The sequence below is a fragment of the Streptomyces sp. NPDC060049 genome, from assembly GCF_042736715.1.
Lineage (GTDB): Bacteria > Actinomycetota > Actinomycetes > Streptomycetales > Streptomycetaceae > Streptomyces.
In genome coordinates, this window is record NZ_JBHWVV010000019.1 from 1 (window position 1) to 22764 (window position 22764).

The 22764-nt window shown below is 70.2% G+C and carries 26 protein-coding genes; 11 read left to right on the plus strand and 15 right to left on the minus strand.

Annotated features, from left to right (window positions below; translation table 11 throughout):
- From ACFWBY_RS29490 to ACFWBY_RS29500, 3 genes are all read left to right on the plus strand, one after another.
- Positions 1 to 198, plus strand: a 198-nt coding sequence (locus ACFWBY_RS29490) for a phosphopantetheine-binding protein (RefSeq protein ID WP_385344676.1), incomplete at its 5' end; no start/stop codon positions are given.
- A gap of 28 nt (positions 199 to 226) precedes the next feature.
- A complete protein-coding gene (locus ACFWBY_RS29495) occupies positions 227 to 1174 on the plus strand; it encodes a TauD/TfdA family dioxygenase (protein WP_385344679.1) in 948 nt (315 codons plus the stop codon).
- 34 nt (positions 1175 to 1208) lie between these two features.
- A complete protein-coding gene (locus ACFWBY_RS29500) occupies positions 1209 to 2276 on the plus strand; it encodes an aromatic amino acid lyase (protein ID WP_385344682.1) in 1068 nt (355 codons plus the stop codon).
- A 60-nt stretch (positions 2277 to 2336) separates the two neighbouring features.
- Here ACFWBY_RS29500 and ACFWBY_RS29505 read toward each other — a convergent pair whose 3' ends face one another.
- The 3 genes from ACFWBY_RS29505 to ACFWBY_RS29515 are packed head-to-tail and all read right to left on the minus strand — an operon-like array spanning position 2337 to position 5150.
- Positions 2337 to 3404: a prephenate dehydrogenase gene (locus ACFWBY_RS29505; protein ID WP_385344685.1), complete on the minus strand. Its 1068-nt coding sequence runs from the start codon at positions 3402 to 3404 to the stop codon at positions 2337 to 2339.
- Positions 3405 to 3432: 28 nt separating this feature from the next.
- Positions 3433 to 4503, minus strand: a complete 1071-nt coding sequence (locus ACFWBY_RS29510) for a methyltransferase domain-containing protein (protein ID WP_385344688.1) — start codon at positions 4501 to 4503, stop codon at positions 3433 to 3435.
- A gap of 17 nt (positions 4504 to 4520) precedes the next feature.
- A complete protein-coding gene (locus tag ACFWBY_RS29515) occupies positions 4521 to 5150 on the minus strand; it encodes an LmbU family transcriptional regulator (protein ID WP_385344690.1) in 630 nt (209 codons plus the stop codon).
- A gap of 468 nt (positions 5151 to 5618) precedes the next feature.
- Here ACFWBY_RS29515 and ACFWBY_RS29520 point away from each other — a divergent pair, with 468 nt between their 5' ends.
- Positions 5619 to 6479: a LuxR C-terminal-related transcriptional regulator gene (locus ACFWBY_RS29520; RefSeq protein ID WP_385344692.1), complete on the plus strand. Its 861-nt coding sequence runs from the start codon at positions 5619 to 5621 to the stop codon at positions 6477 to 6479.
- A gap of 72 nt (positions 6480 to 6551) precedes the next feature.
- Here ACFWBY_RS29520 and ACFWBY_RS29525 read toward each other — a convergent pair whose 3' ends face one another.
- The 3 genes from ACFWBY_RS29525 to ACFWBY_RS29535 are packed head-to-tail and all read right to left on the minus strand — an operon-like array spanning position 6552 to position 9084.
- Positions 6552 to 7040: a VOC family protein gene (locus ACFWBY_RS29525; RefSeq protein ID WP_385344695.1), complete on the minus strand. Its 489-nt coding sequence runs from the start codon at positions 7038 to 7040 to the stop codon at positions 6552 to 6554.
- A 23-nt stretch (positions 7041 to 7063) separates the two neighbouring features.
- The gene (locus tag ACFWBY_RS29530) at positions 7064 to 8860 is read right to left on the minus strand and encodes a gamma-glutamyltransferase family protein (protein ID WP_385344698.1); all 1797 of its coding nucleotides are present in this window, start codon (positions 8858 to 8860) and stop codon (positions 7064 to 7066) included.
- A complete protein-coding gene (locus tag ACFWBY_RS29535; RefSeq protein ID WP_384875741.1) occupies positions 8857 to 9084 on the minus strand; it encodes an MbtH family protein in 228 nt (75 codons plus the stop codon). Before ACFWBY_RS29535 ends, ACFWBY_RS29530 begins: the two co-directional genes overlap by 4 nt.
- Positions 9085 to 9179: 95 nt before the next feature.
- On the opposite strand from ACFWBY_RS29535, the gene ACFWBY_RS29540 reads away from it, so the two are divergent.
- Positions 9180 to 10274, plus strand: coding sequence for a branched-chain amino acid aminotransferase (locus tag ACFWBY_RS29540; RefSeq protein WP_385344701.1), 1095 nt, complete (start codon positions 9180 to 9182; stop codon positions 10272 to 10274).
- 94 nt (positions 10275 to 10368) lie between these two features.
- Here ACFWBY_RS29540 and ACFWBY_RS29545 read toward each other — a convergent pair whose 3' ends face one another.
- The 3 genes from ACFWBY_RS29545 to ACFWBY_RS29555 are packed head-to-tail and all read right to left on the minus strand — an operon-like array spanning position 10369 to position 12835.
- The gene (locus tag ACFWBY_RS29545) at positions 10369 to 10785 is read right to left on the minus strand and encodes a cupin domain-containing protein (RefSeq protein WP_385344774.1); all 417 of its coding nucleotides are present in this window, start codon (positions 10783 to 10785) and stop codon (positions 10369 to 10371) included.
- Between the two features lie 16 nt (positions 10786 to 10801).
- Entirely contained in the window at positions 10802 to 11821 is a 1020-nt protein-coding gene (locus tag ACFWBY_RS29550; protein WP_385344776.1) for a class I SAM-dependent methyltransferase, read from the minus strand.
- A gap of 30 nt (positions 11822 to 11851) precedes the next feature.
- The gene (locus ACFWBY_RS29555) at positions 11852 to 12835 is read right to left on the minus strand and encodes an L-tyrosine 3-hydroxylase (RefSeq protein WP_385344779.1); all 984 of its coding nucleotides are present in this window, start codon (positions 12833 to 12835) and stop codon (positions 11852 to 11854) included.
- A gap of 196 nt (positions 12836 to 13031) precedes the next feature.
- Here ACFWBY_RS29555 and ACFWBY_RS29560 point away from each other — a divergent pair, with 196 nt between their 5' ends.
- Both ACFWBY_RS29560 and ACFWBY_RS29565 read left to right on the plus strand, forming a co-directional pair.
- Complete coding sequence (locus ACFWBY_RS29560) at positions 13032 to 13430, plus strand: RidA family protein (protein ID WP_384875728.1); 399 nt, start codon at positions 13032 to 13034, stop codon at positions 13428 to 13430.
- 14 nt (positions 13431 to 13444) lie between these two features.
- Complete coding sequence (locus ACFWBY_RS29565; RefSeq protein WP_385344783.1) at positions 13445 to 14341, plus strand: LLM class flavin-dependent oxidoreductase; 897 nt, start codon at positions 13445 to 13447, stop codon at positions 14339 to 14341.
- 91 nt (positions 14342 to 14432) lie between these two features.
- Here ACFWBY_RS29565 and ACFWBY_RS29570 read toward each other — a convergent pair whose 3' ends face one another.
- Both ACFWBY_RS29570 and ACFWBY_RS29575 read right to left on the minus strand, forming a co-directional pair.
- Positions 14433 to 15161 carry a 4'-phosphopantetheinyl transferase family protein gene (locus tag ACFWBY_RS29570; protein ID WP_385344786.1) on the minus strand — a complete coding sequence of 243 codons (729 nt, stop codon included), beginning with the start codon at positions 15159 to 15161 and terminating at the stop codon, positions 14433 to 14435.
- 101 nt (positions 15162 to 15262) lie between these two features.
- Positions 15263 to 16282, minus strand: a complete 1020-nt coding sequence (locus tag ACFWBY_RS29575) for an AraC family transcriptional regulator ligand-binding domain-containing protein (RefSeq protein ID WP_385344789.1) — start codon at positions 16280 to 16282, stop codon at positions 15263 to 15265.
- 244 nt (positions 16283 to 16526) lie between these two features.
- On the opposite strand from ACFWBY_RS29575, the gene ACFWBY_RS29580 reads away from it, so the two are divergent.
- From ACFWBY_RS29580 to ACFWBY_RS29590, 3 genes are all read left to right on the plus strand, one after another.
- Entirely contained in the window at positions 16527 to 17300 is a 774-nt protein-coding gene (locus ACFWBY_RS29580; protein ID WP_385344792.1) for a type 1 glutamine amidotransferase domain-containing protein, read from the plus strand.
- A gap of 146 nt (positions 17301 to 17446) precedes the next feature.
- Positions 17447 to 19498: a hypothetical protein gene (locus ACFWBY_RS29585; RefSeq protein WP_385344794.1), complete on the plus strand. Its 2052-nt coding sequence runs from the start codon at positions 17447 to 17449 to the stop codon at positions 19496 to 19498.
- Between the two features lie 539 nt (positions 19499 to 20037).
- Positions 20038 to 20442 (plus strand): transglycosylase SLT domain-containing protein, encoded by a 405-nt coding sequence (locus ACFWBY_RS29590; protein WP_385409683.1) that lies wholly within the window; start codon positions 20038 to 20040, stop codon positions 20440 to 20442.
- Between the two features lie 155 nt (positions 20443 to 20597).
- On the opposite strand, the gene ACFWBY_RS29595 is transcribed toward ACFWBY_RS29590, so the two are convergent.
- Positions 20598 to 20906 carry a hypothetical protein gene (locus ACFWBY_RS29595; RefSeq protein ID WP_385340201.1) on the minus strand — a complete coding sequence of 103 codons (309 nt, stop codon included), beginning with the start codon at positions 20904 to 20906 and terminating at the stop codon, positions 20598 to 20600.
- 131 nt (positions 20907 to 21037) lie between these two features.
- Positions 21038 to 21253: a hypothetical protein gene (locus tag ACFWBY_RS29600; RefSeq protein WP_385340203.1), complete on the minus strand. Its 216-nt coding sequence runs from the start codon at positions 21251 to 21253 to the stop codon at positions 21038 to 21040.
- A gap of 178 nt (positions 21254 to 21431) precedes the next feature.
- Here ACFWBY_RS29600 and ACFWBY_RS29605 point away from each other — a divergent pair, with 178 nt between their 5' ends.
- Positions 21432 to 21686, plus strand: a complete 255-nt coding sequence (locus tag ACFWBY_RS29605; protein ID WP_385340270.1) for a WhiB family transcriptional regulator — start codon at positions 21432 to 21434, stop codon at positions 21684 to 21686.
- A 91-nt stretch (positions 21687 to 21777) separates the two neighbouring features.
- Here the strand turns inward: ACFWBY_RS29605 and ACFWBY_RS29610 are convergent, their stop codons facing one another.
- Both ACFWBY_RS29610 and ACFWBY_RS29615 read right to left on the minus strand, forming a co-directional pair.
- Positions 21778 to 21951, minus strand: coding sequence for a CsbD family protein (locus ACFWBY_RS29610; protein WP_385340205.1), 174 nt, complete (start codon positions 21949 to 21951; stop codon positions 21778 to 21780).
- 160 nt (positions 21952 to 22111) lie between these two features.
- Positions 22112 to 22519 (minus strand): ATP-binding protein, encoded by a 408-nt coding sequence (locus tag ACFWBY_RS29615; RefSeq protein ID WP_385340207.1) that lies wholly within the window; start codon positions 22517 to 22519, stop codon positions 22112 to 22114.
- Positions 22520 to 22764 lie beyond the last annotated feature (245 nt).

Below are 22764 nucleotides of genomic sequence, written 5' to 3' on the forward strand. Positions count from 1 at the left end.
GCCACACAAGTCGCCACCCGCATAACCCAAACCTTCAAAATCAACTGCCCCGTACGCACCATCTTCGAAAACCCGACCATCCACCAACTCGCCCACGAGGTGGAGGTTCTGGTCACCGCCGATGTGACGGGGCTGCCCGTCGACGACGTTCGAGGCATGCTTGCGGCCCGCGGCTCCGACAACGCCAGGCCGGCCTGATCCCGTACGAGATCCCCAGAGGAAGCCCATGCCAGACACGCGCACCATACGGACGATCGAGGGCGGGGGCAGCAGCCTGTCCGCCTACGTGGCCCAACACCGCGGGCAGTTGCGGGACGACCTGTTGGCCGATGGTTCCGTTCTCTTCCGAGACTTCGGCGTCCACGAGCTCAGCGCGTTCGACGACACCGTCCGCGCGCTGTCCGGGACCCCGCTCGCCTACGCGGAGCGGTCCTCGCCCCGCAGCCCCATCGAGGGCCACATCTACACGTCCACCGACTATCCGGCCAACGAGGAGATCTTCTTCCACAACGAGAACTCGTACCAGCTCAGCTGGCCGATGGCGCTCTACTTCCACTGCGTGGAGCCTCCGCACACCCTGGGCGCGACGGCCCTCGCCGACATCCGCACGGTCTACGAGCTCATCGAGCCCGCGGTCCGCGAAGAGTTCGCAGACCGCGGCTGGCAGGTGGTCCGAAACTTCCGCGACGGGCTCGGCCTGTCCTGGCGCGATGTCTTCGGCACGGACGACCGGGGCGAGGCGGACCGCTACTGCGCCGCGAACGGCATCGGGACCCTCTGGCTGGACGACGGAACGCTGCGGACCACGGCCACCCGTTCCGCGGTGCACACCCACCCCTCCACCAAGGAACACGTTTGGTTCAATCACGCCACGTTCTTCCATGTGACGAGCCTGGAGCCGGAGGTGTGCAGCACGCTCCGGGAGCTGTTCCGGGACGATGAGATGCCGACCAACACCTTCTACGGCGACGGCGCGCCGATCCCGGACGACGTCCTGGACCATCTGCGGGACTGCTACCGCAGGGCGAGCTACCGGTTCGACTACCAGCGGGGCGACGTGCTGGTCATCGACAACATGCTGACGGCGCACAGCCGCGAGCCGTTCACCGGGCCGCGGCGGATCGCGGTGGCGATGGCGGAGGCGTACGCCGCGGACCGCAACCGTGGCGACTGACGCGCGGCCGTCGGGCTGGGACCCGCCCTGCCCTGTGGCCGCGTTTCTGGGGCAGTCCGGATGGGGCAGGAGGATCATCCCCACCGACCGCCCCGGAGTCCGGCCCGCCACCTGCTCGGGCGCACCGGAGGCTCAGCCGGTCGCCCCGCCCGGACCGGCCGCGACCGGGTACGTCCTGCCGCCCGAGGTCGTCCGGACCATGGTGTGGTCGCGGCTCCAGACCTTGGCGAGCGACCTGAAGGGGCCCTCGGCCGACGTCTGGCGCACCTTCGCCCGGCAATGGAACCGGGGCTACACACCGGTCGTGCCGTGGCCTCCGGGCCAGGGCACGATGCCCCTCGGCCACGCCGCACGGAGCTGCGCCGGCAACGGCTTCGCGTGGCAGCGGATCCCGGGCGGCTGGAAGCAGTCGCCCGCCGATCAGGTGCTGCGCGAACTCCGGGTCGATCCGGTGCCCTGGGACAGCGGTTTCGTACAGGACTTCGTCCGGGGTGAGGAGGCGGAACTGGCCTGCGCCCTCCATCACCAGCTACGGCTGCGCTCCTTGATCGACACGACGATGGGCTGCGCCGCGCGGCTCCGTCCACTGGTGGTGTGGGGCCCGGCCCTGGATCCGCGGGGCGTGTCCGCCGAGTTGCGGTTGCGAGAGCCCTACGTGCTGTGGGCCGCGCAACGGCAGCTGTGCGCGTTGCGCGACGAGGTGATCCGGCAGGGCGATCTGCTGGTGTGCGAGGCGGAGAGCCGAACGGCGCGACGTGTCCAGGCGGTCGTGCGGGCATCGGAAGACCAGGTGCGCGGGGCGCGGATACTGGCGTTCTTCGCCCACCAGCAGCTCGGGCTGACTCTGCGGGGGCGGGGGTCGGCACGAGCAGCGGCCGGCGGCGACGTCGTGATCGGCGCGGCCGCCGCTCGGCTGGCCGCCGTCCGGTCACCGCAACAGGGGGTGGCGTGCGGCGTCGACGCGATCGCGCATGCCGTGGCGGCGCTCGATCACGCGCACTGGATCACGAGCGCACTGTGCACCGCCCTCGCCGGGGGCACTGCGCCGGCCGGCGGCGGCCAGGCGGGGCAGGACACAGCAAGGCGGGACGGGTCTTCTTGAGTGAGCGGCGCGGAGGTCTCCGGGGGCTCGACGGGTCGTGACGCGGACGCGCAGCTGCCGTTACCCGCCCTGGACATGCCAGTTAAGCCGTCGCAGTCGCGAGACGAGCACGGGTTTGTTGGCGGCGGAGACGGTGAGGGACATCCGTGCCGTGCCCTGGTGGGCCGAACGGTCGATGGCGATGTCGTCGACGGCCACACCGCCCGCGGCCATGTCCCCGAAGAACCGGGCGTACTGCTTGAGGTCGTCCCCCACGACGACGTGCACGGTGGCGAGGGACGCGGGCGGCACGCCGTACTTCCCGGGCAGGGCGACCTGCCCCTGGGTTCCCTTGCGCAGGAGGTCCAGCAGCGGCGCCGCACCCGGGGCGCCGGGTGCGCGGAGCACGGCGGCGGCGCCGAGGGTGTCCTCGGCGAACGCCTCCAGCACGTCGGCGACCGCGGCGGCGTTCGCGGACAGCAGATCCGCCCAGAGCGCGGGGCTGGCGCCCGCGCCCCGCGTGACGTCGAGGAGCTCCTTGCCGGCCAGCCTCAGAGCGGAGGCCTCGGTGTCCCGCAGCCGGCCGGCCAGCAGGGTGGAGATCAGGTGCGGGGCGTGGGACACACGTGCCATGGCCAGATCGTGCCCCTCCGCGTCCAGGAAGACCGGGGTGGCACCGCACAGGGACACGAGCGTGAGCGCGATGTTGAGCGCCCGGTTGGCCGTGGCCTCGGTGGGCACCAGTGCCCAGGGGTACCCCTCGAAGAGGTCGGCCCTGGCGGCAAGCGGCCCGGGGCGTCCGTTGCCCACCAGCGGGTGCCCGCCCACGACGGACGTCGGGTCGCAGCCGAGGGCCTCGATCTCGCGTTCCGGCAGCGCCTTCACGCCGGCGACATCGGTGTAGCACCGGGCGGCACCCTCCTGCTGGAGGGCCACCAGCGTGGTGGCCACCGCGGCGGGGGGCACCGCGAGGACGGCGACATCAACGGTGCCGTCCGGTGCGGCGGTGGTGCCCGCGCCGACGCCCTCGGCGGTTCGCGCCGCGCCGGCGTCGGTGTCCCGCAGATGGGTGACGACGCCGCGTGCGCGCAGGGCCAGCGCGATCGACGTGCCGATCGCGCCGGTTCCCACTATGAGCGCGGAGCGCATGGGCGCTGCTCCTGGTACCGCGTCATGGCTAGCCTCGCGGGGCGAGGTCGTAGAAGCACATGCGGGGGCCGGCGGTGGCGCGGGTCAGTACGCGTCGGCAAGTGAGCTTGGACCGCTCGATGACGTCTGCCCAGTCCGACCTGTCGACGGGGAAACCCTGGTCGGTCAGCACGTGCATCAGGAAGAAGTCGGAATCGTTCTCACGGTCGTCGTAGTACGGCTCCGGCTCGCCGATGAGCAGCATCTTCTCCCCGGTGAGGACCTCGGCGTAGGCGTCGAGGATGTCCACGACGGCCTGGTCGCCGTCGCGGAAGTGCTCGTGCAGGACGCCGATGCCGCTGATGACCTCGACCCCGTTGCACACCTCCGGCCAGGTCGTCGGGTCGAAGGCGTCGCCGACCACGAACTCCAGCCGGTCCTCCAGGCCGTGCCGTCGGGCCTGTTCCCGGGCGACCTCGACGGCCGCGGGTGCGATGTCCAGGCCGACTCCGGTGACCTCGGGATCGCTGAGGCAGACGTCGATCAGCAGCTGGCCCGCTCCGCAGCCCAGGTCCAGGATGCGCTTGGCTCCCCGGCCGGCCATCGCCTCCCGGACGATCGGCGTGTAGTACTTCGCGAACACGGTGCCGCAGTGCCGGCTCAGAGGGCCGTTGCTGCGCTGCACATCGGTGCCGTACACCGCCTTGCCGGTGATCAGGTCGCTCATCCGCTGGGTGACCGGCCCGTATGCCTCCACGTAGAAGCCGAGCCGGGCGAGCGATATCTCCGAGGTCAGCAGCTCGCCCTGGTAGGTGAGGGTGTAGGTGCCCTGCCACTCCTCCAGCAGCCCGCGCACCACCAGGTAGCGCAGCACGTTCGCGGCGATGCGCTGGTTCATGCCCTCCAGCAAGCCCTCGTCGGCGCTGTTGCGGCCGTCGCGCAGCCGCTCGAGCAGGCCCGTGTCGGACAGGGCGTGGATGGCGTGGCACAGATGCATGGCGCTGATGAGGCCCGGCATGGTGGACGCCTGGAACTGCTGCCAGGTGCCGATCAGTTCCGCGTCGTGCAGCTCGGCCACCTCGGCCCGCACGGACTGTGAGTAGCCACTCCGAATTTCCATGGGAAACCTCTCCGTCGTCAGGCGGCGCTGTCGAGCACCGCTGAGATCCAGTCGGTCAGACTCTTGTTGCTCTGCTGCGCGGCCTCCTCCCAGCGCCGGACCCGGTTCTCCGCCAGCCTGAGACTCAGCTCGACCTCACCGGTCCGGGGCGTGATCTCATCGGGTGCGGTGCTCGCCTTGATCTGCCTGCGCAGCTCGTTGCGCGACCACTTGAAGCGCTCGGCGAAGTCCAGCCAGTGGTTCTGCTGCTCCTCCGGCAGGCCGGCGACTTCCATGTGGTGTTGGAAGGTCAGTTTCTCGCGTCGCCGGGAGGGCGCGAACTTCTTGGCGACCCATACGTAGTTCCGAAGGGTCTGGTAGTCGAGCATGGTCTCCCGCATGGCCCGCTGGTACCGGTCGCGGTACTGCTGCTGACCGAAGGCGAGCCAATCGCCGATCCACCAGGCGGAGGAATCGGAGATGGAGAGGATGCGGTCTCCGATTCGACACCACTCGTCCAGCGGGAGGTTCTCCGGAAGGCGCAGCCGGGTTCTCTCCATGGCGATGGACGCGTCACCGGGGAGCAGCGCGGCAGGAATCTCCGCCGGAACCCGTTCGCTCCGGCGATGCGCTTCCTTGGAGCGCCCTTTGAGGAGATCGGTGGCCACCAGGTCAACTCCTTCGGATCGTCGCGTGCTCGGTCTGTTTCACGGGCACGGAGGTCACGGCCCCCAGGCCGAGTCGAGGGAGATGAATTCCGAGGGTTGCGTGATGGGGTCGGCCGGCGACTCCGCGTACGACGGCAGTGACATGGGCAGCAGAATTGCCAGAACTGCCGCCGTAGTAGCGAGAAGTGTCTTCACGAAAAGTTTCAACATAAGTGCTTCCTTCGCGGTGCGTCTTCCAGCGGTCTCCATCCTGGCCGCCGCCCGGCAAAAGCACGAGGGAGGAGCGACTGCACGAAGGTAACGTGCAACTTTGTGAACGATGATCAAGTATGCTCAGAGTCGGACATGTGCGACACCCGCCCTGGTTCGACGGTATGTCCGGTTGCACTGCGCCACTACCAATCGGCGCTGCAGAAGGATGAGTTCGCGGCCGGACCGGTGCCGGCGTGCTTGCTGGCGCTCGGCCTCGTGCAGCCCCGTACCCACGACTCGGAAGCCCTGGTTCCGGTACCCCCGCACGCGGCGGCCTTCACGGTGCTGCAGCCCCTCCAAGAGGAACTGGCCGCCAAGAGATACAAGGAGAGATCTCTCATGGCGGCCTTCTCGCTGTTCGAGGAGGTCTACGCGGACACCAGAAGGGGTGAGCAGCAGTCGTTCACACTTCTTCGCGGCGAAACCGCCATCAACGGAGCGTTGGCGGCGGCGGTGGACGCCTGCCAGGAGGAGTTGCTGACCGCTCAGCCGGGTGGCGGCCGCAAGGCGGACGATCTCGCCCGCGCGCTCGAGCGGGACATGCGACTGCTCGCCCGCGGGACCCGGCAGCGCACCTTGTACCAGCACACGGTGCGTCACCACGGGCCCACACTCGCCTACATCCGGCAGATCACCCGGGCGGACGCGGAAGTGCGCACGCTGACCGAGGTGTTCGAGCGGCTGATCATCTGCGACCGCAAGGTCGCCTTCATGCCGGTGTCCGACGACCGCGGCACCGCGGCGCTCGAAGTACGGCATCCGGCCGTGGTCCGCTTCCTCGCCCGGTCCTTCGACCGCGACTGGAAGCGCAGCATCCCGGTCGCGGACCCCGACTCGGCGCTGCGACCGAGCGTCGTCGTATCGGACATCCAGCGTACGATCCTGCAGGCCGTCGTGTCCGGGGAGACCGACGAATCCATCGCGCGGCAGCTGGGGATGAGCCGACGCAGTGTCGCGGAGCACGTACGCAAGGTGTCGGAACACCTCGGCAGCGGAAGCCGTGCGCAGCTCGGATACTTGCTGGCCACCTCGGGGTTCCTGCTCGACGACGCCGGTGCCGTCGAGGGTGGTGACTGAAAGGGCTCGGCCGCGCCCCGGGTCGGCCGCCCGGAGACCGGCCGTGGAGCCTGACTCCGGGCGGGCCCGGGGTCAGGCCGCCCGCTCGCCCGGGAGGTAGGTGAACTCGAACTCGATGCCGTTGATGTCGAATGCGTAGAAGCTTTCGACACCGTCGCCGTCGACGACGATCTCGGTGGGCGGCACGTCCCGGACGAAGGCGTATCCGCCGGTCTCGTACACATCGACCCACCGCTCGCGCCACAGTCGCAGCTGCTCCGGGGTCCGCACCTCGATGCAGGCGTGCTGGAACTGGTTGGTGTCCGCCGGTGGCGGGTCGGCGTGCTCCGGGCCGCGGGAGAACAGATGGAACCGCATCCCGCCCACCATGATCTCCGCCAGGCCCGAGAGTCCCGGTAGCCGTTCCATGCTCAGGTCGGAGAAGGTGTCCAGGGTCCAGGTCACCTCGGCACCCAGGAACTCCCGGTACCAGGAGATGCTGGCGTCGAGATCGGCGGTCTGCACTGCCAAGTGATGGAGCGTCAGTTGTGCCGGGTCGGGCTGGGACTCGGTGTCGAGCACAGCGGCCTCCTTCGGTCGTGGGTTCATCGGCATGCGGCGTACGTCTGCCGGCCGCGCGGGCTCGCCGCTGCTCGCAGCAGTCCCTCTTCCCGGTCCGTCGCGACGGCGCAGACCTTGCCCAGTGAGAACGCGGGCGCGAGCTCCACCTCGTGTCCGCGGGCGCGCAGCTCCTCCACCACCTCGGGATCGCAGGTGCGCTCCACGGTGAGCACCTTGGGCCGGGACTCGTGCGGGGTGAACGAGGCGGAGAAGTGGTCGGTGTGGAAGGCCAGGGTCTCGGTCGCTGCCTGGAGGTCGACGCCGAAGTCGGCGACGGCGAGGAAGAAGCCGAGGGTCCACTGGTCCTGGCGGTCGCCGCCAGGCGTACCGAACGCGAGCGCCGGCTTGCCGTCCCGCAGCGCCAGCGTGGGGCTGAGGGTGGTGCGGGGACGGCGGCGGGGGCCGACGGAGTTGGGGTGGCCCTCGGTGAGGGTCATCGTCTGTCCGCGGGTGCCGAGCGAGAAGCCGAGACCGGGCACCACCGGGGAGCTCTTGAGCCAGCCACCACTGGGGACCGCGACCACCATGTTGCCGAAGCGGTCGGCCACGGAGATGGTGCAGGTGTCGTTACGGGCGGCCGTGGCCTTGACGACGGTGGGCAAGCCGTTCTTGATCTGGTCGCGCCAGTCGCCGCCCGGCGGCAAGGTCTCCATGGTCTGCTCGGGGATGAAGGGCGTGCGTCCGCTCGGTGAGCCCGGCCGCAGCACTCCCGAGGCTCCGGCCTCCACCAGCGCCCGCCGCTCCGCCGTGTAAGCGGGGCTCAGCAGGACGTCGAGCGGGACGTCGCTGTGATCGGGATCGCCGTACCAGGCCTCGCGGTCCGCGAAGGCGAGCTTGGCGCATTCGGCGACGGTGTGGATGTAGTCGGCGCTGTCCAACCCCATGGCGCCGAGGTCGAAGCCGTCGAGCAGCGCCAGCTGCTGGAGGAAGACGGGACTCTGGGACCAGGCGCCGGGCTTGTGCACGGTGTAGGGGCCGTAGGGGAGGCTCACCGAAGGCTCGACCGTGGCGTGCCAGTCGGCCAGGTCCTGGCCGGTGAGCAGGCCGCGGTGGCGGCGCCCCGTGGAGTCGAGGACCTCGCTGCTGGTGACGAACGAGTCGATCGCCTCGGCGACGAAGCCCTGGTAGAAGGCGCGTTCGGCTGCCTCGATCTGGGCCTCGCGTCCACCGCCGGCGGCGGAGGCCTCCTTCAGCAGGCGCTTGTAGGTGTCGGCGAGCGACTGGTTGCGGAACAGTGAGCCGGCCTTCGGCGGGCGTCCACCGGGCAGGTAGACCCGACCCGACTCGCTCCACTCCTCGGCGAAGAGCGGGGCGAGCACCTCGATGGCGTCCGCCGCGCCGGGCAGCAGCGGAACGCCGTTCTCGGCGTACCCGATGGCGTGCTCCAGGATGTCGGCGAGCGGCAGCGTGCCGTGTTCGGCCAACGTCCGCATCCAGGCGCCGAAGGCTCCGGGCACCACGGCGGGCAGCAGACCCGAGCCGGGTATGTGGCTCAGCCCCAGTGCACGGAAGTGTTCGATGGTGGCCGTGGCGGGCATCGGGCCCTGGCCGCACACGACCTGGACCGAGTCCGTGGCGGCCGCGTACGACAGCACCGGTACGTCGCCGCCGAGTCCGTTGAAGTGCGGCTCCACGACCTGGAGGACGAAGCCCGCCGCGGCGGCGGCGTCGAAGGCGTTGCCGCCGCGTTCCAGAATCGACATGGCGGTCGCGGTCGGCAGCCAGTGTGTGGAGGAGACGGCGCCGAAGGTGCCGCTGAGTTCCGGGCGTCCTGCGTTCACCGCGGCACACCGCCCAGGTTCTCCATCTGGTCGACCAGGCTCTTGGGACGCATGTCCGTCCAGTTCTCCTCTATGTACGCGAGGCAGTTCTGCCGACTGTCCTCTGGGAAAGCGATGCGCCAGCCCTGTGGAACATCGGCGAACGAAGGCCAGAGGGAGCACTGCAACTCGTCGTTGGTCAATACGAGAAATGTTGCGCTCTCGTCGTCAAAAGGGTTTCCCATGGCTGCCGCCCACCGTCCTTTTCGTCGTCTCGCCAGCGGGACACGAAGCTATCCTGTGCTCGTCTGATTCTGGCCGATCTACAGAGGTATGACTCATGGAAAGCGCAAGTGAATTCACCTTCGAGCGGCATCTGACGAAGAACCCGCTGGCGTCGGAGGAGCGGACGGCACGACTGCAGAATCCGACATTCGGGACGGTTTTCACCGAGCACATGGCAACCGTCCGTTATGTAGAAGAAAAGGGGTGGCACGACGCCCGGATCGAACCCTTCGGCCCCATTCCACTGTCACCGGCGACCGCCGCGCTCCACTACGGCCAGGAGATTTTCGAGGGGCTCAAGGCCTATCGCACGCCGGACGGCGGCGCGCAGTTCTTCCGGCCCGCGGACAACGCGCGGCGACTGCGGCGGTCGGCGCGCCGGATGGCCATGCCTGCCGTTCCCGAGGACGTGTTCCTGGGCGCCGCGCGGGGACTCGTCAGGACGGATCTGGACTGGCTGCCGGAGGCTCCGGGGACCAGCCTCTACCTGCGCCCCTTCCAGATAGCCACCGAGGAGTATCTCGGAATGCGCCCGGCCCGGGAATATCTCTTCGGGGTGATCGCCTGCCCGGTGGGCGCGGCGTTCGCGGGGAGCGCGGCATTGACCGTCTGGGTCTCGGACGATCACGCCCGGGCGGCGCCGGGCGGCACGGGCGCGGCCAAGTGCGGGGGCAACTACGCCGCGTCGATGCTGCCCCAGGCCCGGGCGATGGAGTCCGGCTGCGACCAGGTCGTCTATCTCGATGCCGCCCAGCGGCGTTATGTGGAGGAGCTGGGCGGGATGAACATCTTCTTCGTGTTCGACGACGGCTCCCTCCTCACGCCGCCCCTCAGCGATTCGATCCTGCCCGGCATCACGCGCGATTCGGTCATCGCGCTGGCACGGGCCGAGGGCCTGGCGGTGGAACAGCGGCCCTACTCCGTCGAGGAGTGGCGGGCGGACATCGCCTCGGGCCGGCTGCGGGAGGTGTTCTCCTGCGGAACCGCGGCCGTGGTGGCGCCGATCGGCGCGGTGCGCGGCGCCATGGGAGACCTGCGCATCGGTGACGGTCGGCCCGGCCCGGTGACGGAACGGCTGCGCACCGCGCTCACGGACATCCAGTACGGGCGCAGTACCGACCCGTTCGGCTGGACGACCCGGATCGCCTGACCACGTCCTGCCGGAGCGGCCGCCCGGCCGCTCCGGCAGGACGAAGGGGCCTTCGGCGCGGTCTGCGCCGAAGGCCCCTTCGTCTTGAGCGTCATCAGCCGACGGCAACGGACTTGTCGCCGGTGAGCAGCACACCCAGGCAGTAACTGCCCGGCTGTGCCTTCTTGGTGACGAAGTGGTGCACCACTCCGGTGGGGATCAGCATGACGGCCGGGGAGACCAGTTCGTGCGTCTCGCCGTCGGCGACGACCTCGATGACCGCACCGCCGGGCTCCGGAGACATCAGGACGTAGATCTCCGGGACCTCGTGCGTGTGGGGGGCCGCGACGGGCTTGCCGACCTTGTCGCTGATCTCGCCGCCGGCGATCTCGATGGGCTGCCCGCCGAGCATGTCCTGGGTGAGGAAGAAGGGGGTCTGGCCGTAGTGGCCGGGGATCGTCTGAAGGACGGGCAGGTTCTGCTCGACGAGCGGGCGCTGCCGGCCGGCCTGCGAGGCTGCTTCGGTGGTCATGGTGTCCTCCTGGTGTTCAGGCCGGTGTGAGGCGGTAGATGAAGCTGAAGGCGGGCAGGTCGATCATGCGGCGGTCGGCGATGCGCCAGCCGCCCTCCTCGATCGTCGAGCTCCACTCGTCGAGGGTGGGCAGGTACTGGCCCATGACCGAGTGCACCGTCTCGAAGCCGAGCGTGAACATGGGGTGCTCGGGGCCGTTCACGTCCGTGGAACGGCAGGTGTCGCCCAGGACGAGGTTCTTGATGTTGGGGAAGGTCTCGCGCAGGGAACGCAGGGTGCGCACGGCGTTCTCCCGGGGCCAGAAGTCGTGTCCCATCAGGAAGCAGGTGACCAGGTCCACGTCCTGGTACTCGGGGCGCGGGGTCAAGCTCAGCACGTCGTCCTGCACCAGCGTGATGCGGTTCCCGAGCCCGGCCTCGGCGACCGCGTCCCGGGAGACGGCGATCGCTCCCTCGGCCACGTCGATGCCGATCGCGCTGATCTCCGGCCGCATGTCGGCCAGCATGACGATCCGGTCGCCGCTGCCGCAGCCGAGGTCGGCGACCGTGCCGATGTCGAGGTCCCGGACCAGGTCCCGGAACGGCGGGTCGAAGAAGGTGCGGGCGATGTTGCGGCAGGCGACGCTGATCGCGCGGGCGTCCCGGCGTGCGTAGTCGCCCTGCCTGTCCTCGTTCGCGACCTTGGTGGGGAGGGTCGTCAGCAGTTCGCCGCAGCCGCGGGTGAGCCAGTAGAAAAAGCCCTTGGTGCTGAAGGCCGGCTCGAAACCCATGTCGGTGAACGCTGTCGTCCTGAGTGGGTCGAGCGACACGATGCGCCGGGCCGAGAGAGCCACCAGCAAGGCCCGTACGGTCTCCGGGTGGGCCTCGCGGTCCCGGGCGAATTCCGCTATGTCGACCTGGCGCTTGACGGCCAGCTCGTCGAGCAGGCCGATCTCCCACGCCGCGCTCAGTGCGGCCGAGGCGATGGCACCGTTGAAGGTGTCGGCGCAGTACTGCGCCTCTGCCGCCGACTTCTCTTCTTCTTGGGCTGTAGCCATGGATACACCTGTTTCTTCGAATGTCGAGGTTCAGGAGGCGGTGACGGGCTGGCCGATGTCCGCCGCCGACAGTCGTGAGAGATCGACGAGTTCGCGCAGAACTCCGGCGAAAGAGTCCTTCAACGCCAGGACGCTGTCGGTCATCAGCTCAGGGGGCTCGGGCGCGGAATCGGGGCCGTTGAGCGGATAGAGCCCGTTGGCGCGGATGTCGAGGAGGATCGCGTGGATCCGGCGGATGAGCTGGCGGACCACCGTGTCGCGCGACACGGGCGCCCTGCTGGTCAGGAAGATGCCGTCGTAGAGCCACAGCAGCGTCTCCCGGTTCAGCTGCCGGGTCTGCCGGCGGGCTTTGGGGGAGAGCAGCAGGGACACCCCGGAGGGCACGACCCGCGCCGCTATGCCCTCGTGGATCTGCTCGTTCAGCTGGCATTCCAGGGCGAGTTCTGCCGCTTCGAGCTTACTGCCGAAGCCGATCCGGCCCCGGATGAGCGGCCGTATGTCTCCGTAGTCGCGGGCCCAGGCGCCGCTCAGGTTGGGGTGCTGGCGTGCCATGGGGTCCCTGATGACCCGCTCGTACATCTCCTGTGGCGGGGAGCTGGCGTACAGCAGCATCAGGGAGTAGACGCGGACCAGGCAGCGGGCCCTGCGGGCCAGTTCGTCGGCAGCGGGGCCGGTGTCCGCGAGCCGGCCCTGGTGCAGGGTCTCGGCCAGCAGCTGCCACACGGTGAAGGTCGTCTGATGTCCGGTGATCCACCGGAACCAGAACAACCGCTCCGTCTCCCCGTCGTCGGCCGGCCGCAGCTCCGACGCCGTCTCGGCGTCGCACTCCCACGCGGAGGGATCCCCCAGCGAGATCTCCGCGGCGTCGCCCCGGAGCGAGCTCTCGGCAGGGGTCCACTGGGACCACTTCGCGGGGAGAGCGAGCGGTTCCAGTCCGTAGAGATGGCCACCGTATTCCCAATTGTCCGACCTCGGCGGCGCGGTCGAGAGATCTCTTGCATCAGAGACGTTCATGAGTGCTTTCTGGTGTGGTAGAAGAACTCCGACATTTTGTGGGTGCAAACATGTGACCTGGGATCGCATCTCAACCTATCGGCCGGAAGTTCGAATGTGTGTTGTCGGCCGACTTGTCTCGCCGGCGGGACAGTTCTCCGATCCGGAGCCCGCAACCGGCTACTCTGCCCATGTTTTCCCTAAGAGGAGGAATACCTTGTCGCAGCGCACTCTCATTGCCGCCGGAACTCATTTCGAGAAGATATTCGGCTATTCTCGCGCGGTCCGTACGGGCCCCTGGGTGACCGTGGCGGGCTGCACCGCTTCCGCCCCCGACGGTCCGGTCGGCGGGTCGGACATCGTGGCGCAGACGGCCGAGTGCCTGCGCCGGATCCAAGGTGCGCTCGAGGACGCCGACGCGGGGCTGAAGGACGTGGTGCGCACCCGCTTCTACGTCACGGACATCAGCGCCCTGGAGGCCATCGGCGCCGTCCACCTCCAGTTCTTCGGAGACGTCCTGCCGGCCAGCACCATCGTGGAGGTGTCGGCCCTCGCCCACCCCTCGTTGCTGGTGGAGGTCGAGGCCGACGCCGTCGTCATCGACGCCGAAGGCTGAGGGCGGAGCCGGCCATGCGTACGGGCGTAATGATCCTTCCGGAGAAGCGCTGGGCCCGGTCCGCGCGACTGTGGCAGACCGTCGACGAGTTGGGTTACGACTCTGCCTGGACGTACGACCACCTGTCCTGGCGGAGTCTGCAGGACGAGGCCTGGTTCTCCACCTTCCCGGTGCTCGCCGCCGCGGCGGTCGTGACCCGTCGGATGACCCTGGGCACGATGGTGACCTCCCCCAACTTCCGGCATCCGGTGACAGCGGCCAAGGACGCCATCGCGCTCGACGACATCTCCGGCGGCCGGTTCGTCCTGGGCATCGGAGCGGGGTCGGTGGGGGCGGGCGACTCGCACGTGCTCACCCAGGAGGACCTGACGCCCAGTGAACGCGCCGCACGTTTCGCGGAGTTCGTGGAGCTGACGGACCGGCTGCTCCGCTCCGACGTGACGACCTTCACGGGCGAGCACTTCTCCGCCTACGAGGCCAGGATGATCCCCGGCTGCGTCCAGCAGCCCCGGCTCCCGCTCGCCATCGCCGCGGCCGGTCCGCGGGGGCTCGATCTCGCCGCCCGGCACGGCCAGGCCTGGGTGACGACCGGACCCAAGAACTGGGCCAAGGGCTTCACGCCCGAAGAGTGCCTCGAAGCGGTCACCGCCCAGGTCGCCGCACTACGGCAGGCCTGCTCCCGGCACGGGCGCGAGTTCGCCGAGATGGACCGCGTCTTCGTGGTCACGCCGTCCGCGGGTGACTTCCTCTCCTCGCCCGGCGCCTACCTGGCCCAGGCGGAACGGTACGCGAAGGCGGGCATCACCCACCTCGTCCTGCATGCCCCTCGGGAGCACGGCATCTACACGGCTGACCCCGACATCCTCCACCGCATCGCGGACGAGGCGCTGCCCGAGGTCCGCCACCTCTGACGTCGTACGAACGGCACCGCACGCAGCAAGGTCGGACCCGGGTCACTGCTCGCGCGACCCAGTGCGGAACCGGGCCGAACGTGCGGGGCCGTTACGTGGAAGCGGAGGCCGACGCCCGCTCCGGGGCGTGGAGGGCGAGGGCCGCCGTGTAACCGGGCGGGGCCGGCAGGTCGGCCAGCATCCAGCCGGGGACCACCGCCGGGGTGCTCGCGGAGCCCACGTACGGCTCCGCCAGGCCGAGCGCCAGGCCCGTACCGGTGCCCTTGAAGTAGGCCTCCTTGCGGGACCACACCCGGCCGGTCGCCGTCCGCCGCTCCGGCTCCGGGAGCGCGGTCAGCTCTGCGATCTCCGCCGGGTGCAGGGTGGTCAGTACGTCGGCCACCGCGGCCGCGCTGGGAATCTCCTCCACGTCGACCCCGACCGGCACTTGGGCGAAGGCGAAGTAGGCCACGTCGCCGCTGTGCGAGAGGGAGAAGTGCAGTGCGGCGTCGGCCACGGCGGGCCTGCCGTGCGGGCCGCCACAGCACGGGCACTTCTCGCGGACCATCACCACCTCGGCCGGTGCCAGCCCGAGGTAGCCGCCGAGCAGCGCCCGGAGCCCGAGGTGGGAGGACAGGTAGCGGCGCCGGTCGCCCTCCCGCAGCAGCCGCTCGGCCCGCTCCCGCTCGGTGGCGTCCAGTAGCTGCAGACCCTCGGCGACCGCATGCCCGCCCACCACGCGAGAGGTCGTATCCAGAGCCCATACCGCCACGCTCGCGTCCGCCGACAGCGCGCCGGTCTGCGGTGCGTCGCTGCCGAGGCGATTCACGTACGTATTCACCGAGCGAGGATAGACCAGGAGGTCAGCGCCATCAGGGCAAAGGAGTTCCTGGAGGCCATGCCGATGGGGGCCGCACGGGCCTCGCCCGCCGGTGAGGATCCTCACCCGCCGGCGGCCCCGCCGCGTTCCGCAGGTGCGGGCCGGTGCCGGCTGCGGTACGCCCCGGGGGGCATGCCCTCCCACCGGGTGAAGGCGCGGACCAGGGCCGTCGCGCCGCTCAGGCCGACGACGGGGGCGATCCGGTCCAGCGGCAGGGCCGTGGTCTCCAGCAGCCGCCTGGCCCGGCCGTGGCGCGCGGTGTCGAGGAGCGCGCGCCACGACGTGCCCTCCGCGTGCAGGGCCCTGCGCAGGGTCCGGACACTGAGGCTGAGCTCCTTGGCGGGGCCCTCGGGGCCCGCGTCCTCGAGCGCGGCGTGCTCCAGCCACTGCCGCACGCGCTCGGCGACGGTCACGGCCGCGGACAGCTGGTGCAGGAGCCGGTCGGCGTAGGCCCGGTGCAGGGCGTGGAGCACCGGGTCGTAGAGGGGGCGGCGCCGGTCGAGGTCCTCGTCGGCGACCGTGATCGCGGTCTCCGGGGCGCCGAAGGACACGGGGCAGCCGAGGACGTGGGCGTAGGGCTCCGCCGGACCCCTGCGGGTGTGGGTGAACGACACGGCCAGGGGCGCCCAGCCGTCGCCGGCGATCCAGCGGCCCGCCCGCACCATGCTGCTGACGATCGCCTCCACCTGCTGGGGGTGCATGGCCGCGGGGTCGACGGTCGGCCGGTAGCAGACCCGGCCGACGCCGCCGCGGCGGTGCACGGTCACCCTGCCCGCCTGGCTCACCAGGGGGTGGTAGCGCTCGGCCGCCTGCGCGGCGTCCGCGAGGCTGGCGCAGGTGAGGACGAGGTGCCCCAGGATGTGCAGGCCTTCGGGCTTGATGCGGTCGCCCACGAGGAGCCCGGTGTGCGGGCCGGCGCCCACGGCGCCGAGCACCTCGTCCCACAGGGCGCGCATCTCGCCGAACTCCAGCCGGTCCGTGGGCAGGGCCCAGGAACCGGACCCGCCGGTGCCCTCCGCCGTGGCGCTCAGGACGGCGAGGGCGTAGCACGCGGTGACGGAGGGCGGCTCGATGATGGACACGGCCGCCAGTCAATGCGGGCGCACCACCCCCGTCAACACCGTCTGCGGAGCCTTCCGCCGGGGCGGGTCCGCAGAGTCAACGGCTTGGCCGCCGGAGTGAATGACGGGACCGCGGGCCGCTCTTAAGGTCGGCCTTCGGACCCCGCGGTCTTCGGACCCCGAGGGGATCAGGGGCTACCGGAGCGCCGGGGGAGTGCGTTGCTCGCGCCGCCGTCCCGATCACCACCGCTCAGAGGAGTACGCCGTGATTCTCTTCCTGCTCCCCGCGGGCGACTACGACCCCACCGAGGCCGCGGTGCCCTGGGCCGCCCTGCGGGACGCCGGCTTCGAAGTACGGTTCGCGACCCCGGGCGGGAAGGCCGCGTACGCCGACCCCCGGCTCACGGACCTCGGCTTCTCCTGGCTGTCGCCCTGGCTGATGACCCGCCGAGCCGAGCTGGCCGCCTACCGGCGCCTCACCGAGGACCCCCGCTTCCTCGCCCCCTCCTCGTACGCGGATGTCGAACCGGCCGACATCACGGGCCTCTTCGTACCCGGCGGCCACGCCGCGGGCATGCGGACGCTGCTCGAGGACGCCACCGCCCAGCAGCTGTTCGCCCGGGTCTTCATCCAGGGGCTGCCGGTGGGGGCCGTCTGCCACGGCGTGCTGCTCGCGGCCCGGGCCGAGGATCCCTCCACCGGGCGCTCGGTCCTCCACGGCCGGCGGACGACGGCCTTGACGTCCCTGTTGGAGTTGACCGGATGGAACCTCACCCGGTTCTGGCTGGGGCGCTATTACCGCACGTACCGCACCACGGTGCAGCAGGAGGTCACAGCGGCGCTCGCCGATCCGAGCCACTTCCGCGCCGGCCCGCCGCTGCCCGTCCGCGACACCGCGACCCGGCCCGGACGCGGATTCACCGTCAAGGACGGCAACTACGTCTCCGCGCGATGGCCGGGCGACTGCCACCGCATGGCGGCGGAGTACCTGGCCCTGGTCCGTGCCCATGAGGCGGGAGCGGTGCACCGACCGGGTTGAGTCCGGCGCGCACCGCACGGGCCGGCGACCGAAGACCCTCTCCGAATTGTCATGAACGCATCGCGAAAGGGATGGGGATGAATCGACGAAGAGCATTCGGACGAAGCCGGTACCTCTTGATCGGCCTGGCCCTCGCGCTGGCCGCCATGGTGCTGGGCCCCGCGGCCGCCGGCGCGACGGCGGCCGCGCAGTGGTGGGAGCCGGTGGCACGCCCGGCCCCGGACTCGCAGGTCAACGTCACGGGGGAGCCGGTCACCGGTACCGACGCCCAGGGCCGGGTGCGCGGTTACGTCGACGCGCACGTCCACCTGATGTCCGACGAGGGCTTCGGAGGACGGCTGGTCTGCGGAAAGGTCTTCTCTCCCGCGGGGGTGGGGGAGGCCCTCAAGGACTGCCCCGAGCACTACCCGAACGGCGTCCTCGCCCTCTTCGACATGATCACCAAGGGCGGTGACGGCCGGCACGACCCCAACGGCTGGCCGACGTTCAACGACTGGCCGGCCCACGACTCCGCCACGCACCAGCAGACCTACTACGCCTGGGTGGAGCGGGCCTGGCGGGGCGGCCAGCGGATCCTGGTGAACGACATGGTCACCAACGGAGTCATCTGCTCGCTCTACTTCTTCAAGGACCGCGGCTGCGACGAGATGACCGCGATCAGGCTCCAGATCCAGAAGACGTACGAACTCCAGGACTACGTCGACGCCATGTACGGAGGCGCGGGCAAGGGCTGGTTCCGGGTCGTCACCGAGCCCGACCAGGCGCGCAAGGTGATCCAGGAGGGCAAGCTCGCCGTCGTCCTCGGGGTGGAGACCTCCGAACCGTTCGGCTGCAAGCAGGTGCTGGACGCCGCCCGCTGCACCATGGCCGACATCGACCGAGGCCTGGACGAACTGCACCGCCTGGGCGTGCGCAGCATGTTCCTGTGCCACAAGTTCGACAACGCCCTGTGCGGGGTCCGGTTCGACTCGGGCACCCAGGGCATGGCCGTCAACGTCGGCCAGTTCCTGTCGACGGGCACCTTCTGGAGCACGGAGCCCTGCCCCGGCGCCGAGCACGACAACCCGATCGGCTTCGGCTTCGCGGCCGAGGGGCAGGAGGCGGCGAGCGCCACCGGTCCCGCCGAGGACGCCGGTACGTCCCAGGCGGACGCGCAGGCGCAGGCCCGTATTCGGGCCTCCCTGCCCGACGGGGTCGAACTACCGCAGTACGGGGCCGGCTTGCAGGCGGCGCAGTGCAACCGTCGCGGCCTGACCGCGCTGGGCGAGTACGCGGTGCTGGGCATGACGAAGCGCAACATGATGCTGGAAATCGACCACATGAGCGTCAAGGCGGCGAACCAGGCGCTGCGCGTGCTCGAAGCCGAGCGCTACTCCGGTGTCCTGTCCACCCACGGCTGGATGGACGACAACTGGACCGAGCGCGTCTACCGCCTGGGCGGCTTCATCACCGGCCACATGTACGAGGCGCCCGCGTTCACCGCCGAGGCGCGCAGGCACGCCGCCCTGCGCGCCAAGTACGGCGCCGGGTACGGGATCGGCACCGACATGAACGGCTTCGCCTGGCTCCCCGGCCCCCGGGCCGCGACCGGGAACCCCGTCCGCTACCCCTTCCGCAGCCCCGACGGCGCCTCGGTCCTCGACCGGCAGGTCACCGGATCGCGCGTCTGGGACGTCAACACGGACGGCGGCGGCACCCACTACGGCCTCGTACCGGACTGGATCGAGGACATCCGGGTCACCGGCGGGCAGGACGTGGTGGACGAGCTCATGCAGGGCGCCGAGGGCTACCTGCGCACCTGGGCGGGCACCCGCGGCCACACCACCCCCTACGCACCGCTGGTCCGCGGCTACCGCCCCCACGCCGGGCACCTGGCCTCCTCGCGCCCGCTGCCCGCCGGGTTCACCCACGAGGGGGTCTGGAAGGTGCTGCGGGACCCCGCGCCCGGCACGGTCCGGCTCTACGAGTGCAAGGCGGCGGACCACTCGCTGCTGACCCCCGACCCGGGGTGCGAGGGCCTGCAGCCCCTCGGCGCGGTCGGATACGCGTACACCAAGCCAGTGCCGGGCTCGGTGCCCCTCTACCGGTGCTACGTACCGTCCGTCTTCGATCACTTCGTCTCCGGCAGGGCCGACTGTGAGGGGCCTTACGTGAAGGAGGGCCTGCTCGGCTACGTCATGCCGGTGACCGCGCCGTAGCGGCGAACGCGAAGGTGCCTCCGGCGCGTGCGACCCGGGGGCACCCTTTCGTCGATCGTCGACCCCTCTGTCCTCGGCCACCTGTCATCGGCCGCGGAAGGGAGGCCTCGGACCCCCGTGCTCCTTCGATCCTCGGGTGTTTTCGGCATCCCGCCGCGCTTCCCGAAGGGTATGAAATGGTGACAATCGGTGAAATTCGGGCGTTCGGAAGGTGACGCCCCCCATAGGGCGCGCGTCACATACGAACCGGCTTAGTAGCTTCCGGACGGCCCGGCGCCCCTGGACCCGGCTACCACCTGCGAGAATCCCCAACCTCCTCAGGGCCGCCGACCGCTTCTGCGAGGGCCACTAGTAAACGGGGGCGTTGTCAGCGCCCCGGGGGATCTGTAGAACTGGATGAGTCGCAGGGCGGACGGAGATCCCCCGGGTTCACCCCCGGTCTCCCGCTTCCGCCGACGAACCCCTCTCCACCGCGTGAGTGGCTCACGCATGTCTTCGGCATGCCGCGACCGCCCCTGCCCCCTTCGGAAGGTCAATCCGTGTCCAACGCAGTCATCCGCCGCATCGCCGCTTCCAAGAAGACCCTCGCGGGCACCGTCGTCGCCCTGGGTGTCGCCGGTTCCATGCTGGCCGCGGTTCCCGCGCAGGCCGCCCCGACGAGCGCCAAGGCGATCGCCCAGCAGATGATCAAGGACCCGGCGCAGTTCGCGGCGTTCAACAACATCGTGTCGCACGAGAGCGGCTGGGACTACACCGCCACGAACGCCTCCTCCGGCGCGTACGGCCTGGTCCAGGCCCTGCCGGCCTCGAAGATGTCCTCGGCCGGCTCGGACTGGAAGACCAACCCGGCCACCCAGATCAAGTGGGGCCTGGACTACATGAACGAGCGCTACGGCAGCCCCGTGGGCGCCTGGAACTTCTGGCAGAACAACCACTGGTACTAAGCCACCAGCGGGCAGCAGACGCACTGAGACGCTCGGCCGGGACTCCCGGCCGAGCGTCTTTCGCGTGTGCCGGTCGGCAACGGCGGCGGCAGTGGTGGCGCGGCGGGCGGTCACCGCCCGCGCTCAGGGCGAGGGCTCCCCCTCTCGGATCGGTCTCAGACGTCACCCTCGATCCCCGTGACGGCCGGGGGCCCCAGGGGCGCGTCCTTCTCCGAGAACCCCAGCTCCTGGAGCGCACCCCCTGCCAGACGGACGGCCTCGTCCTCGGCCGTCGCCTTGTCCGAGGCCTCGATTTCGAGCCGGACGGAGAAGGTGCCGTCCTCGTGGACCGTCAGCAGCTCAACGTCCTCGGTCTCGCTCAAGTCGGTGTGGTGTGAAGCCAGGCTCCTCGCCAGCCCGGAGCGGGCTGCGTCGTCGACGTCCCTCAGGAACGTGCCCGGCACGGTGATGACGTAGGTGGTCACTGCTGCCTCCATTGGCTGGCAAAGGCTGAGTCTCGTTCTGGGATGCCCCGGCGTCGCATTTCAAACCCCTCATTCCCGACAGATCAGGCGGTCGGTCCCGTCCCGCGGCGCTGCCGCGGTGCGGGGCCGGGTCAGTGCGGCGACCGCTCATCGCCCGTGGCGGCCTCCTCCGGGCGAGCCCGCGAAGGCCGAAGCTGCGTCCACTCGGAGAACCACCAAGCGCCGGTGACCACGCCCGCCCACACCAGTCCCCTGAGCGGAGCCGACCGCCAGGGGACGTGCTCGGCCACGCGCTCCACACCTGTCATCGCCACCCAGCTGATCGCCAGGACGACGGCTGTACGCACCCTCCGATGGTTGAACATGTGACCCGCCTACCCCGGCTGCGCGTGTTGAACAGACGGCCCCGGATCCCAGGCAGAAAGGGGCCGCGCCGGCAAACGCCCGCCCGGCCGCCGCATAGACCGGCCGACACAGGCCAGGAGGGTGGGGAAGGATTCGGGCGAAATGGATGGAGGAATGACGATGAACTGGCGCCACGAGGCTGCCTGTCGGTGGGAAGATCCCGATCTGTTCTTCCCCGTGGGATCCAGCGGCCCGGCCCTGCTCCAAGTCGAGGAAGCCAAATCGGTGTGCCGCCGCTGCCCGGTCATGGAGGACTGCCTCCAGTGGGCCCTCGAAGCAGGCCAAGACCTCGGTGTGTGCGGCGGCATGAGCGAGGAGGAACGACGGAGCGCCAAGCGGCGGGCCGCCCGTGCCCGCGCACGATCGGCCGGCTGACGGCCTCCGGACCGTTCGGCCGGCCCGGGGAAAGACGCGGGACGGGGCCGGAACCGCGATGAGCGGCGCCGGCCCCGTCCCCTTCCGCGGGTCAGTGCTTGAAGGCGTCCTTGACCTTCTCCTTGGCCTCGCGGGCGTCGCCCTTGGCCTGCTCCGCACGGCCTTCGGCGGTCATCCGCTCGTCGCCCGTCAGGCGGCCGGCGGCCTCCTTGAGCTTGCCCTTGGCCTGCTCGGCCTTGGCTTCGGTCTTCTGCTCACCCGACACAGCTGATCACTCCCTGTGCGATAGGAAAAGGACTTACACGCCCTCTTATGGTCACGTCGGCGGCTTTCAAACAGACAGGGAGCGAGGCCGGGTCGTCAGTGCTGATCCGGCGGTCCATCCGGTCCGGCGTCGGCCGTCTGCCGCCGGTCCGCGCCCGGGACTACCAGGCCAGTTCCGCGTGGACGGTCTTGCCGTCGTGACCGGGGACGACGCGTACCCGGTGTGCGAGGGTCTGGACGATGGTCCACCCGCGTCCGCCGGTCCGGTCGGGGGTCCTGGAGCGCGGGGGGCGTGAGCTCGTGTCCCCGACGGTGATCTCGATCCCGCCGGCAATGAGGCCGAGTTCCAGGGTGAGGGGCCCGGGAGCGTGGCGGACGGCGTTGGTCACCAGTTCGGAGACGACCAACAGGACGTCATCGTGAAAGGTGCGGCGGGCGGGCGGGGCGTGGTGGCTGAGGAAGGCGACGGCGGCTTCCCGTGCACCGGCGATGCAGCCGGGCGCGCCGTCGAAGTCCACGCACACCCGCGCACCACGGGCGTCGTGCGCAATGGCCGAAGGGAGCTCCATCCCCACGTCCCTTCCACTGAGTGCCTCACTGCTCGGGTGCTCGTGCTCCACCGCTGCCTGTGAGCCCGTAGCGCCGTCGGGACCCTGTCCCTCGGCGGTTTCCCCACAGCAGGGTACCCAGCCTGTTCGAAACCTTCACGGGTCCGCGTCCCCGGAGGTTGTGCGCTTTCGCGCCGATCCGGCCACGCGGTGGCGACCTGTCAGGAGAACGGCTTTCTTTCTAGTGCAGATTCACTACTCTTGGC

Bases quoted from the DNA above. Each gene is read 5' to 3' on its own strand.
- ACFWBY_RS29545 (WP_385344774.1), bottom strand. From the start codon at position 10,785: ATGACCACCGAAGCAGCCTCGCAGGCCGGCCGGCAGCGCCCGCTCGTC.
- ACFWBY_RS29550 (WP_385344776.1), bottom strand. From the start codon at position 11,821: ATGGCTACAGCCCAAGAAGAAGAGAAGTCGGCGGCAGAGGCGCAGTAC.
- ACFWBY_RS29540 (WP_385344701.1), top strand. From the start codon at position 9,180: ATGGAAAGCGCAAGTGAATTCACCTTCGAGCGGCATCTGACGAAGAAC.
- ACFWBY_RS29615 (WP_385340207.1), bottom strand. From the start codon at position 22,519: ATGGAGCTCCCTTCGGCCATTGCGCACGACGCCCGTGGTGCGCGGGTG.
- ACFWBY_RS29510 (WP_385344688.1), bottom strand. From the start codon at position 4,503: ATGGAAATTCGGAGTGGCTACTCACAGTCCGTGCGGGCCGAGGTGGCC.
- ACFWBY_RS29565 (WP_385344783.1), top strand. From the start codon at position 13,445: ATGCGTACGGGCGTAATGATCCTTCCGGAGAAGCGCTGGGCCCGGTCC.
- ACFWBY_RS29605 (WP_385340270.1), top strand. From the start codon at position 21,432: ATGAACTGGCGCCACGAGGCTGCCTGTCGGTGGGAAGATCCCGATCTG.
- ACFWBY_RS29495 (WP_385344679.1), top strand. From the start codon at position 227: ATGCCAGACACGCGCACCATACGGACGATCGAGGGCGGGGGCAGCAGC.
- ACFWBY_RS29505 (WP_385344685.1), bottom strand. From the start codon at position 3,404: ATGCGCTCCGCGCTCATAGTGGGAACCGGCGCGATCGGCACGTCGATC.
- ACFWBY_RS29535 (WP_384875741.1), bottom strand. From the start codon at position 9,084: ATGGGAAACCCTTTTGACGACGAGAGCGCAACATTTCTCGTATTGACC.
- ACFWBY_RS29585 (WP_385344794.1), top strand. From the start codon at position 17,447: ATGGTGCTGGGCCCCGCGGCCGCCGGCGCGACGGCGGCCGCGCAGTGG.
- ACFWBY_RS29555 (WP_385344779.1), bottom strand. From the start codon at position 12,835: ATGAACGTCTCTGATGCAAGAGATCTCTCGACCGCGCCGCCGAGGTCG.